General features: G+C 66.0%; 15 protein-coding genes and 1 pseudogene. 12 read left to right on the forward strand and 4 right to left on the reverse strand.

From position 1 onward, the window contains the following. Positions 1-32: 32 nt before the first annotated feature. The 5 genes and pseudogenes from NX05_RS11925 to NX05_RS11950 all read left to right on the forward strand — a co-directional run bounded on the left by NX05_RS11925 (position 33) and on the right by NX05_RS11950 (position 5,362). Positions 33-1,022, forward strand: a complete 990-nt coding sequence (locus NX05_RS11925) for a YheT family hydrolase (protein WP_039432136.1) — start codon at positions 33-35, stop codon at positions 1,020-1,022. A gap of 20 nt (positions 1,023-1,042) precedes the next feature. After that, entirely contained in the window at positions 1,043-1,306 is a 264-nt protein-coding gene (locus NX05_RS11930) for a hypothetical protein (RefSeq protein WP_017116166.1), read from the forward strand. A 128-nt stretch (positions 1,307-1,434) separates the two neighbouring features. Then, positions 1,435-3,507, forward strand: a complete 2,073-nt coding sequence (locus tag NX05_RS11935; RefSeq protein ID WP_039432138.1) for a tetratricopeptide repeat protein — start codon at positions 1,435-1,437, stop codon at positions 3,505-3,507. A gap of 154 nt (positions 3,508-3,661) precedes the next feature. After that, positions 3,662-4,273 (forward strand): YbhB/YbcL family Raf kinase inhibitor-like protein, encoded by a 612-nt coding sequence (locus tag NX05_RS11940; RefSeq protein WP_039432139.1) that lies wholly within the window; start codon positions 3,662-3,664, stop codon positions 4,271-4,273. An 80-nt stretch (positions 4,274-4,353) separates the two neighbouring features. Beyond that, positions 4,354-5,362 (forward strand): annotated as a pseudogene (locus NX05_RS11950) (zinc-dependent alcohol dehydrogenase family protein). 64 nt (positions 5,363-5,426) lie between these two features. On the opposite strand, the gene NX05_RS11955 reads toward NX05_RS11950, so the two are convergent. Together NX05_RS11955 and NX05_RS11960 are read right to left on the reverse strand one after the other, a co-directional pair. Then, entirely contained in the window at positions 5,427-6,236 is an 810-nt protein-coding gene (locus NX05_RS11955; protein WP_039432142.1) for an META domain-containing protein, read from the reverse strand. 136 nt (positions 6,237-6,372) lie between these two features. Next, the gene (locus tag NX05_RS11960) at positions 6,373-7,170 is read right to left on the reverse strand and encodes an undecaprenyl-diphosphate phosphatase (RefSeq protein ID WP_010370651.1); all 798 of its coding nucleotides are present in this window, start codon (positions 7,168-7,170) and stop codon (positions 6,373-6,375) included. A 220-nt stretch (positions 7,171-7,390) separates the two neighbouring features. Between NX05_RS11960 and glnA the strand changes: the two genes are divergently transcribed. The 7 genes from glnA (at position 7,391) to NX05_RS11995 (ending at position 15,509) form a co-directional block, all read left to right on the forward strand. Continuing rightward, positions 7,391-8,800, forward strand: coding sequence for a type I glutamate--ammonia ligase (gene glnA / locus NX05_RS11965; protein ID WP_010379835.1), 1,410 nt, complete (start codon positions 7,391-7,393; stop codon positions 8,798-8,800). Between the two features lie 276 nt (positions 8,801-9,076). After that, complete coding sequence (locus NX05_RS11970) at positions 9,077-9,415, forward strand: P-II family nitrogen regulator (RefSeq protein WP_002808480.1); 339 nt, start codon at positions 9,077-9,079, stop codon at positions 9,413-9,415. A gap of 22 nt (positions 9,416-9,437) precedes the next feature. Then, on the forward strand, positions 9,438-10,880 hold the full coding sequence (locus NX05_RS11975; protein WP_039432144.1) for an ammonium transporter: 1,443 nt from the start codon (positions 9,438-9,440) through the stop codon (positions 10,878-10,880). A 265-nt stretch (positions 10,881-11,145) separates the two neighbouring features. After that, positions 11,146-12,201 carry a two-component system sensor histidine kinase NtrB gene (locus NX05_RS11980; RefSeq protein ID WP_017115809.1) on the forward strand — a complete coding sequence of 352 codons (1,056 nt, stop codon included), beginning with the start codon at positions 11,146-11,148 and terminating at the stop codon, positions 12,199-12,201. Next, positions 12,194-13,621 (forward strand): nitrogen regulation protein NR(I), encoded by a 1,428-nt coding sequence (gene ntrC / locus NX05_RS11985; RefSeq protein ID WP_039432147.1) that lies wholly within the window; start codon positions 12,194-12,196, stop codon positions 13,619-13,621. Before NX05_RS11980 ends, ntrC begins: the two co-directional genes overlap by 8 nt. A 589-nt stretch (positions 13,622-14,210) precedes the next feature. Further along, positions 14,211-14,813 carry a superoxide dismutase family protein gene (locus NX05_RS11990; RefSeq protein WP_039432148.1) on the forward strand — a complete coding sequence of 201 codons (603 nt, stop codon included), beginning with the start codon at positions 14,211-14,213 and terminating at the stop codon, positions 14,811-14,813. Between the two features lie 48 nt (positions 14,814-14,861). Beyond that, the gene (locus NX05_RS11995) at positions 14,862-15,509 is read left to right on the forward strand and encodes a superoxide dismutase family protein (RefSeq protein WP_039432150.1); all 648 of its coding nucleotides are present in this window, start codon (positions 14,862-14,864) and stop codon (positions 15,507-15,509) included. Positions 15,510-15,837: 328 nt separating this feature from the next. Here the strand turns inward: NX05_RS11995 and NX05_RS12000 are convergent, their stop codons facing one another. Both NX05_RS12000 and NX05_RS12005 read right to left on the reverse strand, forming a co-directional pair. Next, a complete protein-coding gene (locus tag NX05_RS12000; RefSeq protein ID WP_039432151.1) occupies positions 15,838-16,275 on the reverse strand; it encodes a VOC family protein in 438 nt (145 codons plus the stop codon). Beyond that, positions 16,272-17,156, reverse strand: coding sequence for a hypothetical protein (locus NX05_RS12005; protein ID WP_017112150.1), 885 nt, complete (start codon positions 17,154-17,156; stop codon positions 16,272-16,274). The genes NX05_RS12000 and NX05_RS12005 overlap by 4 nt, the downstream gene beginning before the upstream one ends. Positions 17,157-17,238: the final 82 nt, after the last annotated feature.

Genomic DNA, 17,238 nt, shown 5'->3' on the forward strand with positions numbered 1-17,238 from the left:
GCGGTCAGCCGCGACACCGGTGCGATGCGCGCATGAACGCCTCCGATTATCTGCCGCCGCGCTGGCTGCGCAATCCGCATGTGCAATCGGTGCTTGGCGGCAGCGCCTTGCGGCGCATCCGTAGCCGCCAGTTGCTCGCCGCCAGCGGCGCGGTCACCAGCGAACACATTCTCGATGGCGGCGATGGTGTGCGCCTGCAGGGCTGGATGAGCATCCCGCCCGGCGATGCGCCGCTGCGCGGCACCGTGCTGTTGCTGCACGGCTGGGAGGGCAGTGCCGATTCCAATTACATGCGCCTGACCGCCGCGCGCCTGCTTGGCCTGGGCTACCAAGTGTTCCGGCTGAACTTCCGCGACCACGGCGGCACCCACCATCTCAATGTGGATCTGTTCCACTCCGATCGCATCGAAGAAGTGGTCAATGCCGCAGGCGATCTGTGGCGGCGCTTTCCCGCGCCGCAGTTGCTGGCTGCAGGGTATTCGCTGGGCGGCAATTTCGCGCTGCGGCTGGCATTACGTGCGCCCGCCGCCGGCCTGCCGCTGGCACGCGTGGCGGCGGTGTGCCCGTTGCTGGACCCGGCCGCCGCCATGACGCAATTGGAAAAAGGCCCGCAGTTCTACGACTGGTATTTCCGTCGTAAATGGCGCGAATCGCTGCTGCGCAAGCGCGCGTTGTTCCCCGACCAGCACGGCTACGACGACGCCACCCTGGCGCTGGACATGCGCGGGCTGATGGCCTGGCTGGCGGTCAAACACACCGGGCACGGCTCGCTGGAAGCGTATTTCGACAGCTATTCGATTGCCGGCGAACGCCTGGCCAACCTGCAGGTGCCGGTCGACATCCTGATGGCCGAAGACGACCCGGTGATTCCGTTCGAGGATTTTGCCGCCTGGCAGTTGCCGGCGCATGCGCAGCTGGAAATCGCGCGCTGGGGTGGCCACTGCGGCTTTCTGGAAAACGCCCGCGGCGACGGCTTTGCCGAACGTTGGGTGGCCGAGCGGCTGACGTCAGCTCGCGAATGATGCTGGGACGACATCCGTACATGGATGCCGTCGTCGCCGTTTTAGCAGTGGTTGTCGGTTGCGTGATGGTCTACTTCAGCGCGATCAGCCTCTACACCTATCTGCAGACCGGAGAGAGGGTGTTCCGCTCACGCGCAGGAGTGGTTTCCGTCGGCGCGCACGCTGCGCTCTGGCACATGGGCCAGTTGGTGTTTGGAGCGCTCGGTGTGGCCTGTGGCGCACGCGTGCTGCGTCGAACGTTGGCAAGCGTTCAACCGCCTGACCGGCGCGATCGGTTGATGTGAGTTCAAGGGCGATGACGCACGCCTTGCACAAGACGCCGGCGTCGCGGTACACGCCAGCGCTCCTGGCACAGCGAGTCGCGGCACCGCGCATCGTTACAATAGCGGTTTGTCCGGGACCCACCGCCGCCATGCAAGACGCCATTCTTCAAGCCCTGCGCCGCAATGCGGCCGACGATGCAGTGGCGTTGGCCCGCGAGTGGGCAACCACCGCGCCCGACGACGTTGCCGCGCACCGCTGGCTGGCGGTGGCGCTGCAGCAACAAGGACAGCCGGCGCTGGCACTGGACAGCATCGACACCGCGCTGATGCTGACGCCCGAAGATGCCGACCTGCATCTGCTGCGCGCCGGCGCGTTGCTGGCGACACGTGATCTGTCTGCCGCCGATGCCGCGCTGTCGCGCACAACCGCGCTGGATCCCAACCAATTCAACGCCTACGTGATGCAGGCGCATCTGGCAGTGGCACGTGGCGATCTGGACGAGGCCGAGCGGCTCAGCCGCACCGCCGCGCGCCTGGCGCCGGAGCACCCGCAATTGCTGGCGCTCGATGGCGTGGTGGAGATGCGCCGGGGCCAAAGCGACCGCGCGCTGTCGCTGCTCACCCGCGCCGCCGAGCAACTGCCCGACGATGCACGCGTGTTGTTTTCGCTGGGCTTTGCGTATCTGCAGAAGGAGCATTTTGCGTTCGCCGAGCGCGCCTTCGAGCGCGTGATCGAGCTCAATCCGCCCGGCATCGCGCTACGCGCCTTCATTGCGCAGCTGGCGCAGCGCCAGGGCCGTCTGGACGATGCGCTGGCGGCGATGCAGGGCGTGCTCGAGCAGCCCGGCGGCGATCTGCCGGCCATGCGCCGGCTTGCCGGCGAGATGGAACTGCAGGCCGGTCGCCCAGACCAAGCCGCCGCGCATCTGCGCCTGGCGCTGGCGCACTGGCCGGCGGACCGCCGCACGCTGCATGCGCTGCTTACCGCCTGGGAGCGACTGGGCGCGGTGGACGATGCGCGCGACACCCTGGATGCGGCGCTGGCCACCTCGGCCACTGCGCACGACCTGTGGCTGGCCCGCCTGGCGGTGGAGCCGGTCGGCGGGCCGCAGGCACAGGCAGTGATCGAGCGCTGGCTGCTGGCCATGCCCGAGCACCTGCCGGCGCTGGAAGCGCTGATGCGCGTGCACGACATGCAGGGCCATGCCGACGCAGCGGAGATGGTGGCGCGCCAGATCGTGGCGGTGGAGCCGGGCCGCATCAGCGGCGAGCAGCGCATTGTCGAAGCCTTGCTGGAGCGCGACCCGCCGGCGGCGATCGCCTGTGTCGAATCGTTGATCGAATCGCTGCCTGCGCCGCAGCAGACCGTGCTGCGGCCGTGGTTGGGCAATGTGCAGGACCGCGCCGGGCAGCCCGATGCCGCCGTGGGCACCTGGATGCAGTTCCACCGCGAACAGGCCCAACACCGGTTGCCGTTGCCGCCGCAGGCAACCAAACAGCCGACGCAGTGGCCGGCGCTGGGGACCATCCCCGACACCGTCACCGCGCGCCCGCTGTTTGTGTGGGGCATGCCCGGCTCGCATGTCGAACGCCTGATCGCGGTGATGGACACGGCCACCCCGCTGGTGCGCGGCGACCGTTACGGCACCACGCCGCCGTCGGATGCGCTGCAGAGCTACCGCACGCTCGAACAGCTGGCTTCCGGCGAACTGGCACCGACGGCGCTGGTGGAAGGCTGGAAGGCACAACTGCCGCGCCGCGGCATCGACGATGGCAATGTCATCGACTGGCTGCTGTGGTGGGACAACACCTTGTTGACCGCGCTGCGCCCGCACCTGCCCGAGGGTCGGCTGGCGATTGCGCTACGCGACCCGCGCGACATGCTGCTGGACTGGCTCTCGGCCGGCGCGTCTGCGCCGCTGGCACTGCAGTCGCCAAAGCAGGCCACCGAGTGGTTGCTGATCGCACTGGAACAACTGGCTGTGCTGCACGAACGCGATCTGTACCCGCACCGGATCATCCGGCTGGACGGCATCGAGAACGATCCGCAGGGCATTTCGACGGCGCTTGAACAGGCCTTCGGTCTGAGCTTCCCGTTGGTCGAGCCACGCGGCCCGGCGCGGTTGGCCTCCGGGCGCTGGCGCAATTACCGCGGCGTACTCGGCGCGCAATTCGATCTGCTCACCCTGATCGCCGTGCGCTTCGGCTACCCGCAGCACTGAGGCGCGAACAACGCGGTTGTCGTATTGCTTGCCGGCGCACTGCGCGGGCAACGGTAAACCCGACCGAGCGCATCAGAAGGTTCCATGGCGAGGTCTTCCGCTGCGGCACGGACCCAGGCACCCTGGTCCGTATCGCTTCCCTCGGAGATCCTCCATGCGTTTGACCAGCACCAGCATCGACAACGGCAAGCCCATCGCAGTGGAATTTGCCGCCGGTACGCCGGACGGCTTTGCGCCCAACCGCAACCCGCATCTGGCCTGGAGCGAGGTGCCGGTCGGCACGCAGTCATTCGCGCTGCTGTGCCTGGACCCGGACGTACCGACCGTGCCCGACACCGTCGGCCGCGACGATCTGCAGATTCCGGTGGAGCAGCCACGCACCGATTTCGTGCATTGGGCGATGGCCGATCTCCCCGCCGATGTGCATGAAATTGCCGCCGGTAGCTGCAGCGACGGCTTTGTGGTCAAGGGCAAGCAGCAACCGCCCGGCCCGGCCGGTGCCCGGCAGGGCCTGAATTCCTACACCCAGTGGTTCGCCGGCAATGCCGACATGGCCGGTGACTACCGCGGCTACGACGGCCCATACCCCCCGTTCAACGACCTGCGCATGCACCGCTATTTCTTCCGGGTGTTCGCGCTGGACGTGGCCACGCTCAGCCTGCCCGACAGCTTCACCGCCGCCGACGTGCTGTCGGCAATCCAGGGCCATGTGCTGGCGGAAGCCGCATTGCACGGCACCTACACGTTGAACCCATCGTTGCGCTGAGTGATCGCGACGGCGGCGGCGATCGTTCCATCCCCATGACGCCAGCCACCTTCGGACGGCGTCTGAGTACAGGTAATCCCTTGAAAGCATTCCAGATTGGCACTCAAACCGGCCTCGAGAGCCTGGTCGCGGCCGAGATCCCCGAGCCGGTTGCCGGACGGGTCAGGTCGTCGTCGCTCCACGACTGGTTGGCGTGATCAACCGTGACCTGCAGATCCCGTAAGGCACCCACGCCGGCAAGCTCGCGGAAACGCGCGTTCCCGTTGCCGAAGGTGTGGGCATCGTCACATCCGTCGGTGCAGGCGTCAGCGACGTCGCGCCGGGCGACCGTGTCGTCAGCGGGCACTTCCCCACCTGGCTGGAGGGCAGGTTCGCAACCGAGATGTTCGCCCATGATCTGGGCGTCACCCACGATGGCTGGCTGGCGGAAAAGGTGGTGCTGCCTGCCTCCACGCTGATCAAGGTGCCCGCATCGTTGGACGATCAGGATGTCGCTGCGCTGGCATCGGCAGCAGTCACCGCTTGGCACGCCTTGGTGGAAGTTGCCAGGATCAAGGCCGGGGATCTGGTGCTCGTCTGGGAACCGGTGGCGTCTCGATGGCCGCGTTGGAACTCGCCAAGCTCCACGGTGCCCGCGTCGCCATCACCTCATCCAGCGACGAGAAGCTCGCCCTCGCGCACCGCCTGGGCGCCGAGATCACCGTCAACTATCGCACCCATCCCCACTGGGCCGGGGCGGTGATGCAGCTGTCCGGCGGTGGCGCCGACGTCATCATCGAGACCGGCGGGCAGGACACTTTGGGACACTCGATCAAGGCGGCAGCTGACAACGCGACCATCGTGGTGATCGGCGTCACTCCCGGCACCTCTTCGCCGATTCCCGACTATGTGTCGTTGATCCGCAAGAATGTGACCATTCGCGGTATCGCCAACGGAAGCCGGGCGATGTTCGCGGACCTGCTGCGCGCGATCGAGCAGCACCGCATCAAAACCCTGCACAGCAAAATGTTCCGGTTCGATGAGGCGCCCCAGGCCTTCGCTTACTTCGCCAAGGCGCAGCACATGGGTAAGGTCCTGATCCAGTTCTGACGCGCCGCAATGGCGTCGCAGCTTGCGGCGCCGTTGACAGGCCCAATGCTGCGCCGGCGCTGGGTTAGCTGCTGGCTTCGATCATCTGGTCGAGCACGTACACCTGTTTGGCGTTCGGGTCCGTGCCGGCCGGGTCGCGGGTCACGCGCAGCAGATTGCGGATGCCGTCTTCGTGCTCGAAGCCTTCGATCGTGCCCTCGAACGGCTGCCAGTCGTGTGTGGCCGGTTGGCCGGCCTGCGTCTGCTCGCGTATTTGCAGGCAGCGCCGCGTCGGGTCGGACACGCAGGGCACCGTGTCTGCGGCCACTTCGATCAACAGCGTCTGCCCTGGACCGCTGTAGCGGGTGGTTGCAGTGGGGGTGCCGCCGAAAATCAGCCGGGTGCCATCGCTGCGGGTCAGGGTCAGTCGGGGCGCCGCCGCGGCGGTGTCCATGACCACGGCGAAGCGGCCGGACAGCAGGTCGCTGGCAGCGCGCTCCTGCGCCATCCGGCGTGCGTCGGCGCACATCCGCCTGCTCGAGACCACCCGGCCGATTTGCACCTGCGCCTGGGCCACGCTGTAGTTGGCGCCCAAGGCGTTGCAGGTCTGGCTGACCTGGATGCGCTGATCGTTGAAGTCCAGTTGCACCGGTGGTGGCAGGCCGTCGACGAACAGGCTGCGCAAGGCGGTGCCGTGCGCATCGCTGGCCTGCTGCAAGTGCCAGTGCTGCGCGCGCAAAGCGTTGCGCAACGGGGCGTTATCCGCATCAGGGGTGGCCATGACAGGCGCCTGGGCAGTGGCGTGGTGGGAGCCGGGCAGGTCCGGCGAGGTGCCCGATCCGCAGGCCGTCACGCCCGCCGCCAGCAAAGCAGGGGCGAAGAACACGGCACGCATGCGCAGCTCCCGGGGATCGATGCGTCAGTGATACCGCCAGCGTGCGCCGGGGGCAATGACCGGCGTCGCGACGTGGACGCCGGGCCTGCACGTCGCGGTGATCGCGATGTGCAGGCCCGACAGTTGTCGTTGCGTCTCAGCCCGTCGCAGCCGGCAGCCACAGCAACAAGGCCGCGCCGAGCACGATGCGGTAGACCGCAAACACGGTGAAACGGTGCTTTTTGATGTAGCCCAGCAGCCACTTCACCACCACAAAACCGGTGATGGTCGCCGCCACGAAGGCCACGGCCACATCGGCCCAGTTCTCGGTGCCGAAACCGCCTTCCTTGTACATCTCCAGCAACGCGTAACCGCTGGCCGCAAACATGGTCGGAATGCCCACCATGAACACGAAATCCGCCGCTGCCGAGCGCCGGCTCAGGCCCAGCAACATGGCGATGAAGATCGTCGAGGCAGAGCGCGAGGTACCGGGAAAAACGCCGGCCACGACCTGCGCCAGGCCCACCGCGATGGCTACCTTCCAGGTCACCACGTCACGCTCGGGCAGCTTGCCGGCGAAGTGTTCGGCCACCAGCATCCATACACCGCCGATCAGCAGCGCCCAGGCGACGGGCTGCAGGGTTTCGGGCAATTGCCAGCCGGCCTTGCGCACGATCAGCCCGACCACCGCAGTGACCAGGAAGGCCACGCTGACCTTGAGCACATAATCGCGGTTGTCGCGCTCGCCCAGGCCGGTGGCCAGGGTCCACAACCGCTGCCGCAGCGCCAGGCAGATGGCCAGGATCGCGCCGGCCTGGATGACGATATTGAAGAAGTCAGTACGGCGTCCGAGCCATTGTTCGGCGATCAGCAGGTGGCCGGTGCTGGAGATCGGCAGGAATTCGGTAAGGCCTTCGAGAATGCCCAACAGCAGGGCGGAAATCAGATCGGACATCGGACTGGAGAGGGTTGGGGGAGGGTCAGGATAGTGCATTGCGGCACGCACCATATTGGTGCTTTATGGTTGGTGATTTGCACGGTTGCGGTGCTAAGTGTATCTAGCGGTCGCGAGCGATGTAAGCAAAATCAAGGGCTTGTGAAGTTCAAAGGCTTGGCACGGTCCCTGCTCTAGTACCGCCCACGAACCACTTAACTCCTGCCTGAGGTTTCTTCCGATGTCCGTGGAAAATGTTGAAAAGCTGATCAAGGACAACAAGGTCGAGTTTGTCGACCTGCGCTTCGTCGATATGCGTGGTGTACAGCAGCACATCACCTTTCCGGCCAATATCATCGAGCCGGCGCTGTTTGAAGAAGGCAAGATGTTCGACGGCAGTTCGATCGCGGGCTGGAAGGGCATCAACGAGTCGGACATGGTGCTGCTGCCGGACGCTGGCACTGCGTATCTGGATCCGTTCTTCGCCGATCCGACCATCGTGCTGACCTGCGACATCCTCGACCCGGCCACCATGCAGAGCTATGAGCGCGACCCGCGCGGCATTGCCAAGCGTGCGGAGGCCTATCTGAAGTCATCCGGCACCGCCGACCAGGCCTTCTTCGGTCCGGAGCCGGAATTCTTCATCTTCGATTCGGTGCGCTTTGCCAACGACATGGGCCACACCTTCTTCCAGGTGGGTTCGGAAGAAGCGGCCTGGAACACCGGTGAAAAGTACGACGGCGGCAATAGCGGCTACCGTCCGGGCGTGAAGGGCGGCTACTTCCCGGTTCCGCCGACCGACACCTTGCACGACCTGCGCGCGGAAATGATCAAGACGCTGGAACAGGTCGGTATCGAAACCGAAGTGCATCACCACGAAGTGGCCACCGCCGGCCAGTGCGAGATCGGCACCAAGTTCAGCTCGCTGGTGCAGAAGGCCGACGAACTGCTGACGATGAAGTACATCATCAAGAACGTCGCCTACCGCAACGGCAAGACCGCTACCTTCATGCCCAAGCCCATCGTGGGCGACAACGGCTCGGGCATGCACGTGCACCAGTCGCTGGCCAAGGGCGGCGTCAACCTGTTCACCGGCGACGGCTACGGCGGCCTGTCGCAGATGGCGCTGTGGTACATCGGCGGCATCTTCAAGCACGCCCGTGCGATCAACGCCTTCGCCAACTCCGGCACCAACAGCTACAAGCGTCTGGTCCCGGGCTTTGAAGCGCCGGTGATGCTGGCCTATTCGGCGCGTAACCGCTCGGCCTCGTGCCGCATTCCGTGGGTCACCAACCCGAAGGCGCGTCGCATCGAAATGCGCTTCCCCGATCCGTTGCAGTCCGGCTACCTGACCTTTACCGCGCTGATGATGGCCGGCCTGGATGGCATCAAGAACCAGATCGACCCGGGCGCACCGAGCGACAAGGACCTGTACGACCTGCCGCCGGAAGAAGAGAAGCTGATTCCGCAGGTCTGCTCCAGCCTGGATCAGGCACTGGAAGCGCTGGACAAGGACCGCGAGTTCCTCAAGGCCGGCGGCGTGATGAGCGACGACTTCATCGACGGCTATATCGCGCTGAAGATGCAGGAAGTCACCAAGTTCCGTGCTGCGACCCACCCGTTGGAGTACCAGCTGTACTACGGCAACTGAGTTCCACCGCGGCGATGGTGGAGGCCCCCCTCCCACCTCTGCCATCGCCGCACACTTGTTTGAGCGATCCATGGCACCGGCCGTGGATTGCAGGGGTAATGAGAGAGCACATCGTTCGCGGCGCGCGGGCCTGACCTCTCCCACGAGGCGGATGCATGACATCCGCTGGGGTCCGCGCAATCGCGAACGATCGGATGCCGGGGTTGGCATCCAGGTGACTGACACTGCCGGGCGGCGCAATGCCGGCCGGTTCTTTCCACCATTCGGGGTATGCGCATGAAATTGATCACCGCCATCATCCGGCCGTTCAAGCTCGACGAGGTCCGCGAGGCCCTGTCCGCAGCGGGCGTGTCGGGCATCACCGTGACCGAGGTCAAGGGCTTCGGGCGCCAGAAAGGCCACACCGAGCTGTACCGCGGTGCTGAGTACGTCGTCGACTTCCTGCCCAAGATCAAGATCGAAACGGTGGTCACCGATGACCGCCTGGACGCCGTGGTCGAGGCGATCCAGAACGCCGCCGGCACCGGCAAGATCGGCGATGGCAAGATCTTCGTCACCGCGATCGAGCAGGTGGTGCGTATTCGCACCGGCGAGATCGGCGCCGATGCGCTCTGACCCCACCAGCCCCGGAGTTCGTATGAAGACAGCTCTTTTTGCCGGGTGGAAGGCCCGGTTCTACAGCATGTGCATGCTGATGTTGTTCAGCGCACTGGTGGTCGTTGGCATGGCCAGTGCAAATGCGCAGTCCACACCGCAGGTCACCCCACTGCCGACCGAGCCGGTCACCACCGAACCGCTGCCGTCGGCGCAGCCGGCCGCCTCGCCAGCCGCCGCTGCCGAAGCCGCCCCGGTGGTGGAGAAGGGCGATGTCGCCTGGATGCTCACTTCCACTTTGCTGGTGCTGCTGATGGTGGTGCCGGGCCTGGCGCTGTTCTACGGCGGCATGGTGCGTGCCAAGAACGTGTTGTCGGTGTTGATCCAGGTGGCCACGGTGTTCTCGCTGCTGACCATCCTGTGGGTGCTGTACGGCTATAGCCTGGCATTCTCTGGCGAAGGCGCGTGGATCGGCAATCTGGACAAGGCGCTGCTCAAGGGCGTCACCATCGAAACCTTGTCGGCCACCTTCACCAAGGGCGTGAGCCTGCCGGAATACGTGTTCGTCGGATTCCAGGCGACCTTCGCCGGCATCACTGGCGCACTGATCGTCGGCGCCTTTGCCGAACGCGCCAAGTTTGCCGCGGTGCTGCTGTTCTCGGTGATCTGGTTCACCTTCGGCTACTTGCCGCTGGCGCATATGGTCTGGGCTACAGGCGGCTATCTGTTCGGCTTGGGCGCGCTGGATTTCGCCGGCGGTACCGTGGTGCACATCAATGCCGGTGTTGCCGGCCTGGTCGGCGCCTACTTCGTCGGCAAGCGTGCCGGGCTCGGGCGTGAGGCGATCAAGCCGCACAACGTGACCCTGACCTTCGTCGGTGCCTCGCTGCTGTGGGTGGGCTGGTTCGGCTTCAACGCCGGCTCCAACCTGGAAGCCAATGCCGGTGCGGCGCTGGCCTTCCTCAACACCTTGCTGGCGACCGCCGCCGCCATCCTGGGCTGGTCGCTGACCGAGAAGATCATCAAGGGCAAGTCGTCCGCCCTGGGTGTGGCCTCGGGCATGGTGGCCGGCCTGGTCGGCATCACCCCGGCCTGCGGCACCGTGGGCCCGTTCGGCGCGATCGTCATTGGTCTGGCTGCGGGCGTGCTGTGCGTGTGGGGCGTCACCGGCCTGAAGCGCCTGCTCGGTGCCGACGATAGCCTGGATGTGTTCGGCGTGCATGGCCTGGGCGGCATCATCGGCGCGATCCTGACCGGTGTGTTCTCGGCGGCCTCGCTGGGCGGCCAGAAGGGCGGCGATTACGACATCGTCCATCAGGTGGGCATCCAGGCGCTGGGCGTCGCGATCACCCTTGGCTGGATCGGCGTGGTCTCGGTGGTGGGGTTTGTGGTCGCCAAGCTGGTGTTCGGCCTGCGCGTGAGCGAAGAAGCCGAGCGCGAGGGTCTGGATATCACCTCGCATGGTGAAGCCGCGTACGAGTCCTGAGCATGCACACCCGCGGCCACGCTGCCGCGGGTGGCGCAATGACCCGGATGGGACTGCCCAGCCGGGTCCGTTTTCCCCCCGTCGCCCCGTTGGCGCGGAACAACCGCCGAGGTCCCTGCATGACCAGCCCCACGCCCGTGACTGCCGGCGCGGATGCACGCTGGATCGGTGCGCCCCGTCGCCGTCCAGCCAGCATCGTTTCAATACACGCTTCGTTTTGCGCGCCATCGGCGCATTCCCATTCTGTTTGCACTAAATTGGTGCAATGGTGACCTCCTCTTCCATGCCATCGCTGGACAGCCTGGGTACGCCTGTGGCCTGGGCCGACCGCGAGGGACGCGTGCTGGGTGTCAATCCGGCATTCGCGCGCTGGCTCGGGGTCAGTACGCGGCGGTTGGTCGACCAGCCCTTAGCCGCGCTGGAAGTGCAGGGCGATGCGCTGGCGCGCTTCCTGCTCAACGACGAGCGTGATGTGTTGCGTCTCCACCGGCTGGCGCTGGGCCTGCCCAACGACGCGCCGCGCTTTGCCGAAGGCTGGCTGTCGCGGCTGGACGATGGCGGCTGGCTGCTGGAAACCCACCCGGTCGACGAATTCCCTGCGCTGGATCCCACCCACGCCTTGCCCAATGCCTTGAGCGCCGCGCTCAAGGGGCTGGCGCACGAACTGCGTAACCCGTTGGCCGGGCTCAAGGGCGCCGCGCAGCTACTCGCACGCCGCTCGGCTGGACGCGATGAAGACGAGCGTGAGCTGCTCGAGCTGATCGGCACCGAGATCGAGCGCCTCAACACCCTGCTCGAACGGCTGCTCTCGCCCACCCCGGCGCGCCCGCACGACCGCCTCAACATCCACGTGGTACTCGAACGGGTGTTGCGCCTGGCCGAAGCCGAGGGCGGCTGGTCGGTGCAGGTGCAGCGCGATTACGACCCCAGCATTCCGGACATTCTGGGCGATGGCGACCGCCTGACCCAGGCGGTGTGGAATCTGGTGCGCAACGCCTTCCAGGCCGGCGCCACCCGTGTGACCTTGCGCACCCGCGTCGAACACGGCCAGCGCATCCGCGACCGCGTGCATGCGATGTCGCTGCGGCTGGAAATCATCGACGACGGCGGCGGCGTGCCGGAAGAACTGGCCGAGCACCTGTTCCTGCCATTGGTCAGCGGCCGCGCCGAAGGCAGCGGGCTGGGCCTGGCGCTGGCCCAGCAGGTCTCGCGCGAACACCACGGCACGCTGACCTATCGCTCGCGTCCGGGCCATACCGTTTTCACCCTGCTGCTGCCCGAGCTGGCCGGCGATCACGACAAGGAGCATCTGCATGGCTGAGGCCGCCGCCGTATCCCACATCTGGGTAGTCGACGACGACCGCTCGGTCCGCTTCGTGCTGTCCACCGCCTTGCGCGATGCCGGCTACGCGGTGGACGGCTTCGACAGCGCCGCCGCCGCACTGCAGGCGCTTGCCATGCGGCCCACGCCGGACCTGCTGTTTACCGACGTGCGCATGCCCGGCGAAGACGGCCTGACCTTGCTCGACAAACTCAAATCCAAACACCCGCAACTGCCGGTGATCGTGATGTCGGCCTACACCGACGTTGCCAGCACTGCCGGCGCCTTCCGCGGCGGCGCGCACGAGTTCCTGTCCAAGCCCTTCGACCTGGACGATGCGGTGGCCCTGGCCGCGCGCGCGCTGCCGGATGCCGATGCGGGCGCCGAAGAAATCGTCGCCACGCGCCTGGCCGAGGGCTCGGCCTCGTTGATCGGCGACACGCCCGCAATGCAGGCCTTGTTCCGCGCGATCGGGCGTCTGGCGCAGGCGCCGCTGTCGGTCTTGATCAACGGCGAAACCGGTACCGGCAAGGAGCTGGTCGCGCGCGCGCTGCATAACGAATCGCCGCGCGCGCGCAAACCCTTCGTCGCACTCAACACCGCCGCCATTCCCGCCGAATTGCTGGAAAGCGAGTTATTCGGCCACGAAACCGGCGCCTTCACCGGTGCGACCAAACGGCATATCGGCCGCTTCGAACAAGCCGATGGCGGCACGCTGTTTCTGGATGAAATCGGCGACATGCCGTTGCCGCTGCAGACCCGCCTGCTGCGCGTGCTGGCAGAGAACGAATTCTTCCGCGTCGGTGGGCGCGAACTGATCCGCGTCGATGTGCGCGTGATCGCCGCCACCCATCAGGATCTGGAAGCGCTGGTTGAACAAGGCCGCTTCCGCGCAGATCTGCTGCACCGCCTGGATGTGGTGCGGCTGCAACTGCCGCCGCTGCGCGAACGCCGTGGCGACATCGCACAACTGGCCGAAAACTTCCTGGCCATGGCCGGGCGCAAGCTCGACATGCTGCCCAAACGCCTTTCGTCGACCGCGTTGGAAGACCTGCGTCAATACGATTGGCCAGGCAACGTGCGCGAACTGGAAAACGTGTGCTGGCGCCTGGCCGCACTGGCCACTGCTGACATCATCGACGTGGTCGATGTGGACGCCGCACTGGCACGTGGTGGACGTCGTCACCGCAGCGGTCGCAGCGATGGGCAATGGGACGACATGCTCTCCAGCTGGGCCGCGCAACGCCTGAGCGAAGGTGCTCAGGGCCTGCACGCCGAAGCGCGCGAGCGCCTGGACCGAACCTTGCTCGAAGCCGCCCTGCATCTCACCCAGGGCCGCCGCGCCGAAGCCGCCGCCCGCCTGGGCCTGGGCCGCAACACCGTCACCCGTAAACTTGGCCCAGGGCGCAAACGCCGCTGAGGTTGCCCAAGGCCTCTCCCGTTGGAAGGTCTCGCGCTGGAAGATGGATCGACGCCTAAGCGATACACGCTTATCGCAATCGCGCAGCAGACCACGCGCGGAGTTGAGCCCTCTCCCACTGGGGCGACAAGGCGCGGCTTGCGCACCGCAGGTGCACGTGTTGTGGAGCGCCCGCGCCGCTGGCGTGGGCCGGGGGCGCGAAGGGGGGGAGAGGGTACGGGGCGCAGCCTTCGCGCACTTAACCTGCACTCGGCTTCGCCGGTACTTCATCCGGCTACGCGCCATCTTCATCACCCACGAAGGAGGACGACGCCCCGGCGGGAAAGGGAGCAGCGACACCGTACCCTCATCCGCCCTTCGGGCACCTTCTCGCGGCGGGAGAAGGGGACATAGCGCGCGGCATGGCGCGGCGCGCGCGATCCATGTTTATCGCACTCCCACAATCAGCTAGCGCGCACCCATCAACCCAGGCCTCAAACGCCCGACCACCCATCGCAACCCGTAAACTCCTGAGCCGCCGCCACGTGCATTTCATGACACGTGAACATGCGTCCGCATAGGTTTCCAGCCTGATCAGGAGAACTGCTTGATGCGTTACCGGTCGCCGACGATCGTTGTCCTCGCCGCGCTGGCGCTGGTCGCCTGCAGCAGCACGCCACCGCCACCGAAGGCGCCGCCACCGCCGGGCGCTCGCGTGGTGCCCACTCGCCCAGTGCAACAGGCCGAAGCAGTGCTGACATCGGCCTCGGGCAGTTTGGTCAGCGGCCGGGTGGTGCTGGTGCCGGCATTGCAGGGCATTCGCCTCACCGGCACCGTCGGTGGCTTGCGCGCGGGTGGCGTGTCCGGCTTCCATGTGCACGAGCGCGGCGATTGCAGCGCGGCCGATGCCAGCAGCGCTGGCGCGCATTTCAACCCGGGCGGTGCGCCGCACGGGCGTGCCGGCGGCGGCGCGCATCATCTGGGCGACATGGACAATTTGCGTGCAGACGCCGAAGGCGTGGTGCATCTGGACATGATTCTGTCCGGCATCAGTCTGGGCGACGGCGCTCCGACGGATGTGGTCGGCAAGTCGCTGATCGTGCATGCCAACCCCGACGACTATCGCAGTCAGCCCAGCGGCAATGCCGGCGCGCGCCTGGCCTGCGGCGTCATTCGCGTCACCCAATGGGGCACGCCCCCTTCGCAGCCCTGAGTTAGGGCAACAACGGCTGCAGTTGCGGCCTTTCTTCAGGAGTACTCCATGCGTATTGTTCCGACCACCTTGTTTCTGGCCACCGCCCTGGTGTTGACTGCGTGCAAGCGCGACGAGCCCGCGCCGGCCGAGCCGTCACCCGCGCCGCAGGCCAGCACGCCGTCCGAAGCGGCGCACGGTGGCGAACACGCCGCCTCCATGGTCACCGAAGCGGCCGCCACCACCACTGCAACCGCCGAGCTCAAGCCGACCAAGGGCAATGACGTCAAAGGCACGGTGACCTTCAAGACCGTCGACGGCGCACTGCGTGCCACCGGTCAGCTGAGTGGCCTCAAGCCCAATACCGAGCACGGCTTCCACATCCACGAAAAGGGCGATTGCAGCGCGCCAGACGGCAGCAGCGCAGGCGGCCACTTCAACCCCTCCCAGTCCGCTCACGGCAATGTCAGCGCCGAACCGCACCACGGTGGCGACATGCCCAACATCAAGTCCGATGCGCAGGGTAACGCCAGCATCGACGGCCCGGTGTCGAGCAACGTCAATCTCGGCAAGGCCGATCAGTTTGATATCGCCGGCCACGCAGTGATCGTGCACGCAGATGCCGACGACTACAAAACCCAGCCCACCGGCAACGCCGGCGGCCGTCTGGCCTGCGGCGTGATCACCACCGATAACGCGCAGGCGGCGACCAAGTAAATGGGCGAATGCCGCTGCTAATGCATCGCAGCGGCTGATTCACCATCACTGGGGATACCGGCAACTGACGTGTGGTGCCGATATGGGCAGTGATTGAGTCGACAAAGAACGCCGCAGCGGTCATCGTTGCGGCGTTTTTTTTATAGGTACAGCTGTATTCGTCGAAGCGCGGCTGTACGCTCAATGCAGAGAACACATCGAAACGTTCGCGTGGATGCAGTACAAGCGGACGCAGAAGCTCAGGTCATGCATCCAGAGCGTCGATTGCGTCGATAGCTTCACTGTCCATCGATAGGTGCAACGTAGTTCAAGCAGCAGCAACGACCACTCAATAATTCGCCCACAACCCCGGTGTCGCCAGCTCCAGCAGATGTGCATCGGGATCGCGGAAGTAAATGCTTTGCCCGCCGCCTGGCCATTGCGTGCGGCCTTCGATGACGACACCGCAGGCATGCAAATGGTTTTCCCAGCCGGGCAGGGCATCGGTTGCGATGGCCAGTGCAAAATGCTGGCGCCCATTGCCGTCATGCGGCGGAATCGTGCCGCCCGGTAGCGTGACCGTCGCTGAGGTGCTGCCTTGCAGAAACAGCAACAAGACCTGCCCGGGCGCAATCGCATACGCAGCCATGCGCGCATCACGATGCATCGGTTGCAGGCCCAGTACACGTGCGTAGAACGCGCATGCGCGTTCCAGATCCGCCACATACACTCCGGTTTCCAGCACGCCCTGTAATGCAGGGGGCATGGATACCGGCGTCAGGCTCATGCCGCCAGTGCCTGCCGCGGATCCTGGCCCGGTTCGACATGCACGTAGAGCACCGGCAAGCCATGCGCTTCTAGCACGGCGGCCATCTGTCGCTGGCGCGCCAGATAGTGCTCGTACACACCGCGCAGGCGTTCGCAGTTTTCGCGGTCGTGTGCGTAGTAGTCGCACCAGCCGGCCGGGTCGAACAGGGCGATGCGTACTTCGCCATCGGTGTAGCGCAACACCGGCTCGGGTGGTTGTTCCAGCCATTCTTCGGTTTGGGGTGCCAACAGCGCGGCTTCGATCAGCGGCCACAGCGGCGCTAAGCCCTGGTTGTCGTACTGCATCGACATCATCGCCGCCAGATCGTTGGCGGTGAGATAGCGCGCATGCTCGATGCGGGCGCCAAAACTCTCCTGCGCCAGCAACGCGGTGTCGGCCTGCGCCATGCCCTGAGCGAGCAAGACTTCTTCCATTGCATCGGCCACGGTGGCGACCGTTTGCGGATCGCCGGACAGCAGGAACGGCAGCACGCGCAGCCCACCGCCTACCAGCTGCGCATCGGCCCGGAACGGCAGCGGAATCTCGCCCTGCGCATCGGCACCGAAGGCCAACACGCGCGGGCCCTGGTCACGACCAGGTGCGCGCGCTTGCAGCTCTTCCAGACGCCGATGCAGTGGCCAGCCGGGCCGCAACACTTCGGCCGGATCGAAATGCGCCAGCGCCACGCTCAGTTCCAGATCGCGGATTTCGGGGATCCATTGCGCCAGATCGCGGCCAATGCGTTCGGCCAGCATGCCGGCCTGTTCGGGCGCCAATGCGCCACGCTCGGGCGCGCTTCCGCCGGTCAATTCCAGCGCCAGCACACCCATGGCAGTTACGCCGTGTTCGGTCTTACTCATGATTCGCGGTTGGCCCATCACGGGGTCGAAGCTACACTGCGGGCCATTATGCCTGCCGGCCCTGTGCAGGCCATGTCCCCGA

It is taken from the genome of Xanthomonas vasicola, assembly GCF_000772705.2.
Taxonomy (GTDB): domain Bacteria; phylum Pseudomonadota; class Gammaproteobacteria; order Xanthomonadales; family Xanthomonadaceae; genus Xanthomonas; species Xanthomonas vasicola.

Bases quoted from the DNA above. Each gene is read 5' to 3' on its own strand.
- NX05_RS11995 (WP_039432150.1), top strand. From the start codon at position 14,862: ATGCGTATTGTTCCGACCACCTTGTTTCTGGCCACCGCCCTGGTGTTG.
- NX05_RS11930 (WP_017116166.1), top strand. From the start codon at position 1,043: ATGGATGCCGTCGTCGCCGTTTTAGCAGTGGTTGTCGGTTGCGTGATG.
- NX05_RS11990 (WP_039432148.1), top strand. From the start codon at position 14,211: ATGCGTTACCGGTCGCCGACGATCGTTGTCCTCGCCGCGCTGGCGCTG.
- NX05_RS11960 (WP_010370651.1), bottom strand. From the start codon at position 7,170: ATGTCCGATCTGATTTCCGCCCTGCTGTTGGGCATTCTCGAAGGCCTT.
- NX05_RS11975 (WP_039432144.1), top strand. From the start codon at position 9,438: ATGAAGACAGCTCTTTTTGCCGGGTGGAAGGCCCGGTTCTACAGCATG.
- NX05_RS11955 (WP_039432142.1), bottom strand. From the start codon at position 6,236: ATGCGTGCCGTGTTCTTCGCCCCTGCTTTGCTGGCGGCGGGCGTGACG.
- NX05_RS12000 (WP_039432151.1), bottom strand. From the start codon at position 16,275: ATGAGCCTGACGCCGGTATCCATGCCCCCTGCATTACAGGGCGTGCTG.
- NX05_RS11980 (WP_017115809.1), top strand. From the start codon at position 11,146: ATGGTGACCTCCTCTTCCATGCCATCGCTGGACAGCCTGGGTACGCCT.
- NX05_RS11970 (WP_002808480.1), top strand. From the start codon at position 9,077: ATGAAATTGATCACCGCCATCATCCGGCCGTTCAAGCTCGACGAGGTC.
- ntrC (WP_039432147.1), top strand. From the start codon at position 12,194: ATGGCTGAGGCCGCCGCCGTATCCCACATCTGGGTAGTCGACGACGAC.
- glnA (WP_010379835.1), top strand. From the start codon at position 7,391: ATGTCCGTGGAAAATGTTGAAAAGCTGATCAAGGACAACAAGGTCGAG.
- NX05_RS11925 (WP_039432136.1), top strand. From the start codon at position 33: ATGAACGCCTCCGATTATCTGCCGCCGCGCTGGCTGCGCAATCCGCAT.
- NX05_RS11935 (WP_039432138.1), top strand. From the start codon at position 1,435: ATGCAAGACGCCATTCTTCAAGCCCTGCGCCGCAATGCGGCCGACGAT.
- NX05_RS11940 (WP_039432139.1), top strand. From the start codon at position 3,662: ATGCGTTTGACCAGCACCAGCATCGACAACGGCAAGCCCATCGCAGTG.
- NX05_RS12005 (WP_017112150.1), bottom strand. From the start codon at position 17,156: ATGAGTAAGACCGAACACGGCGTAACTGCCATGGGTGTGCTGGCGCTG.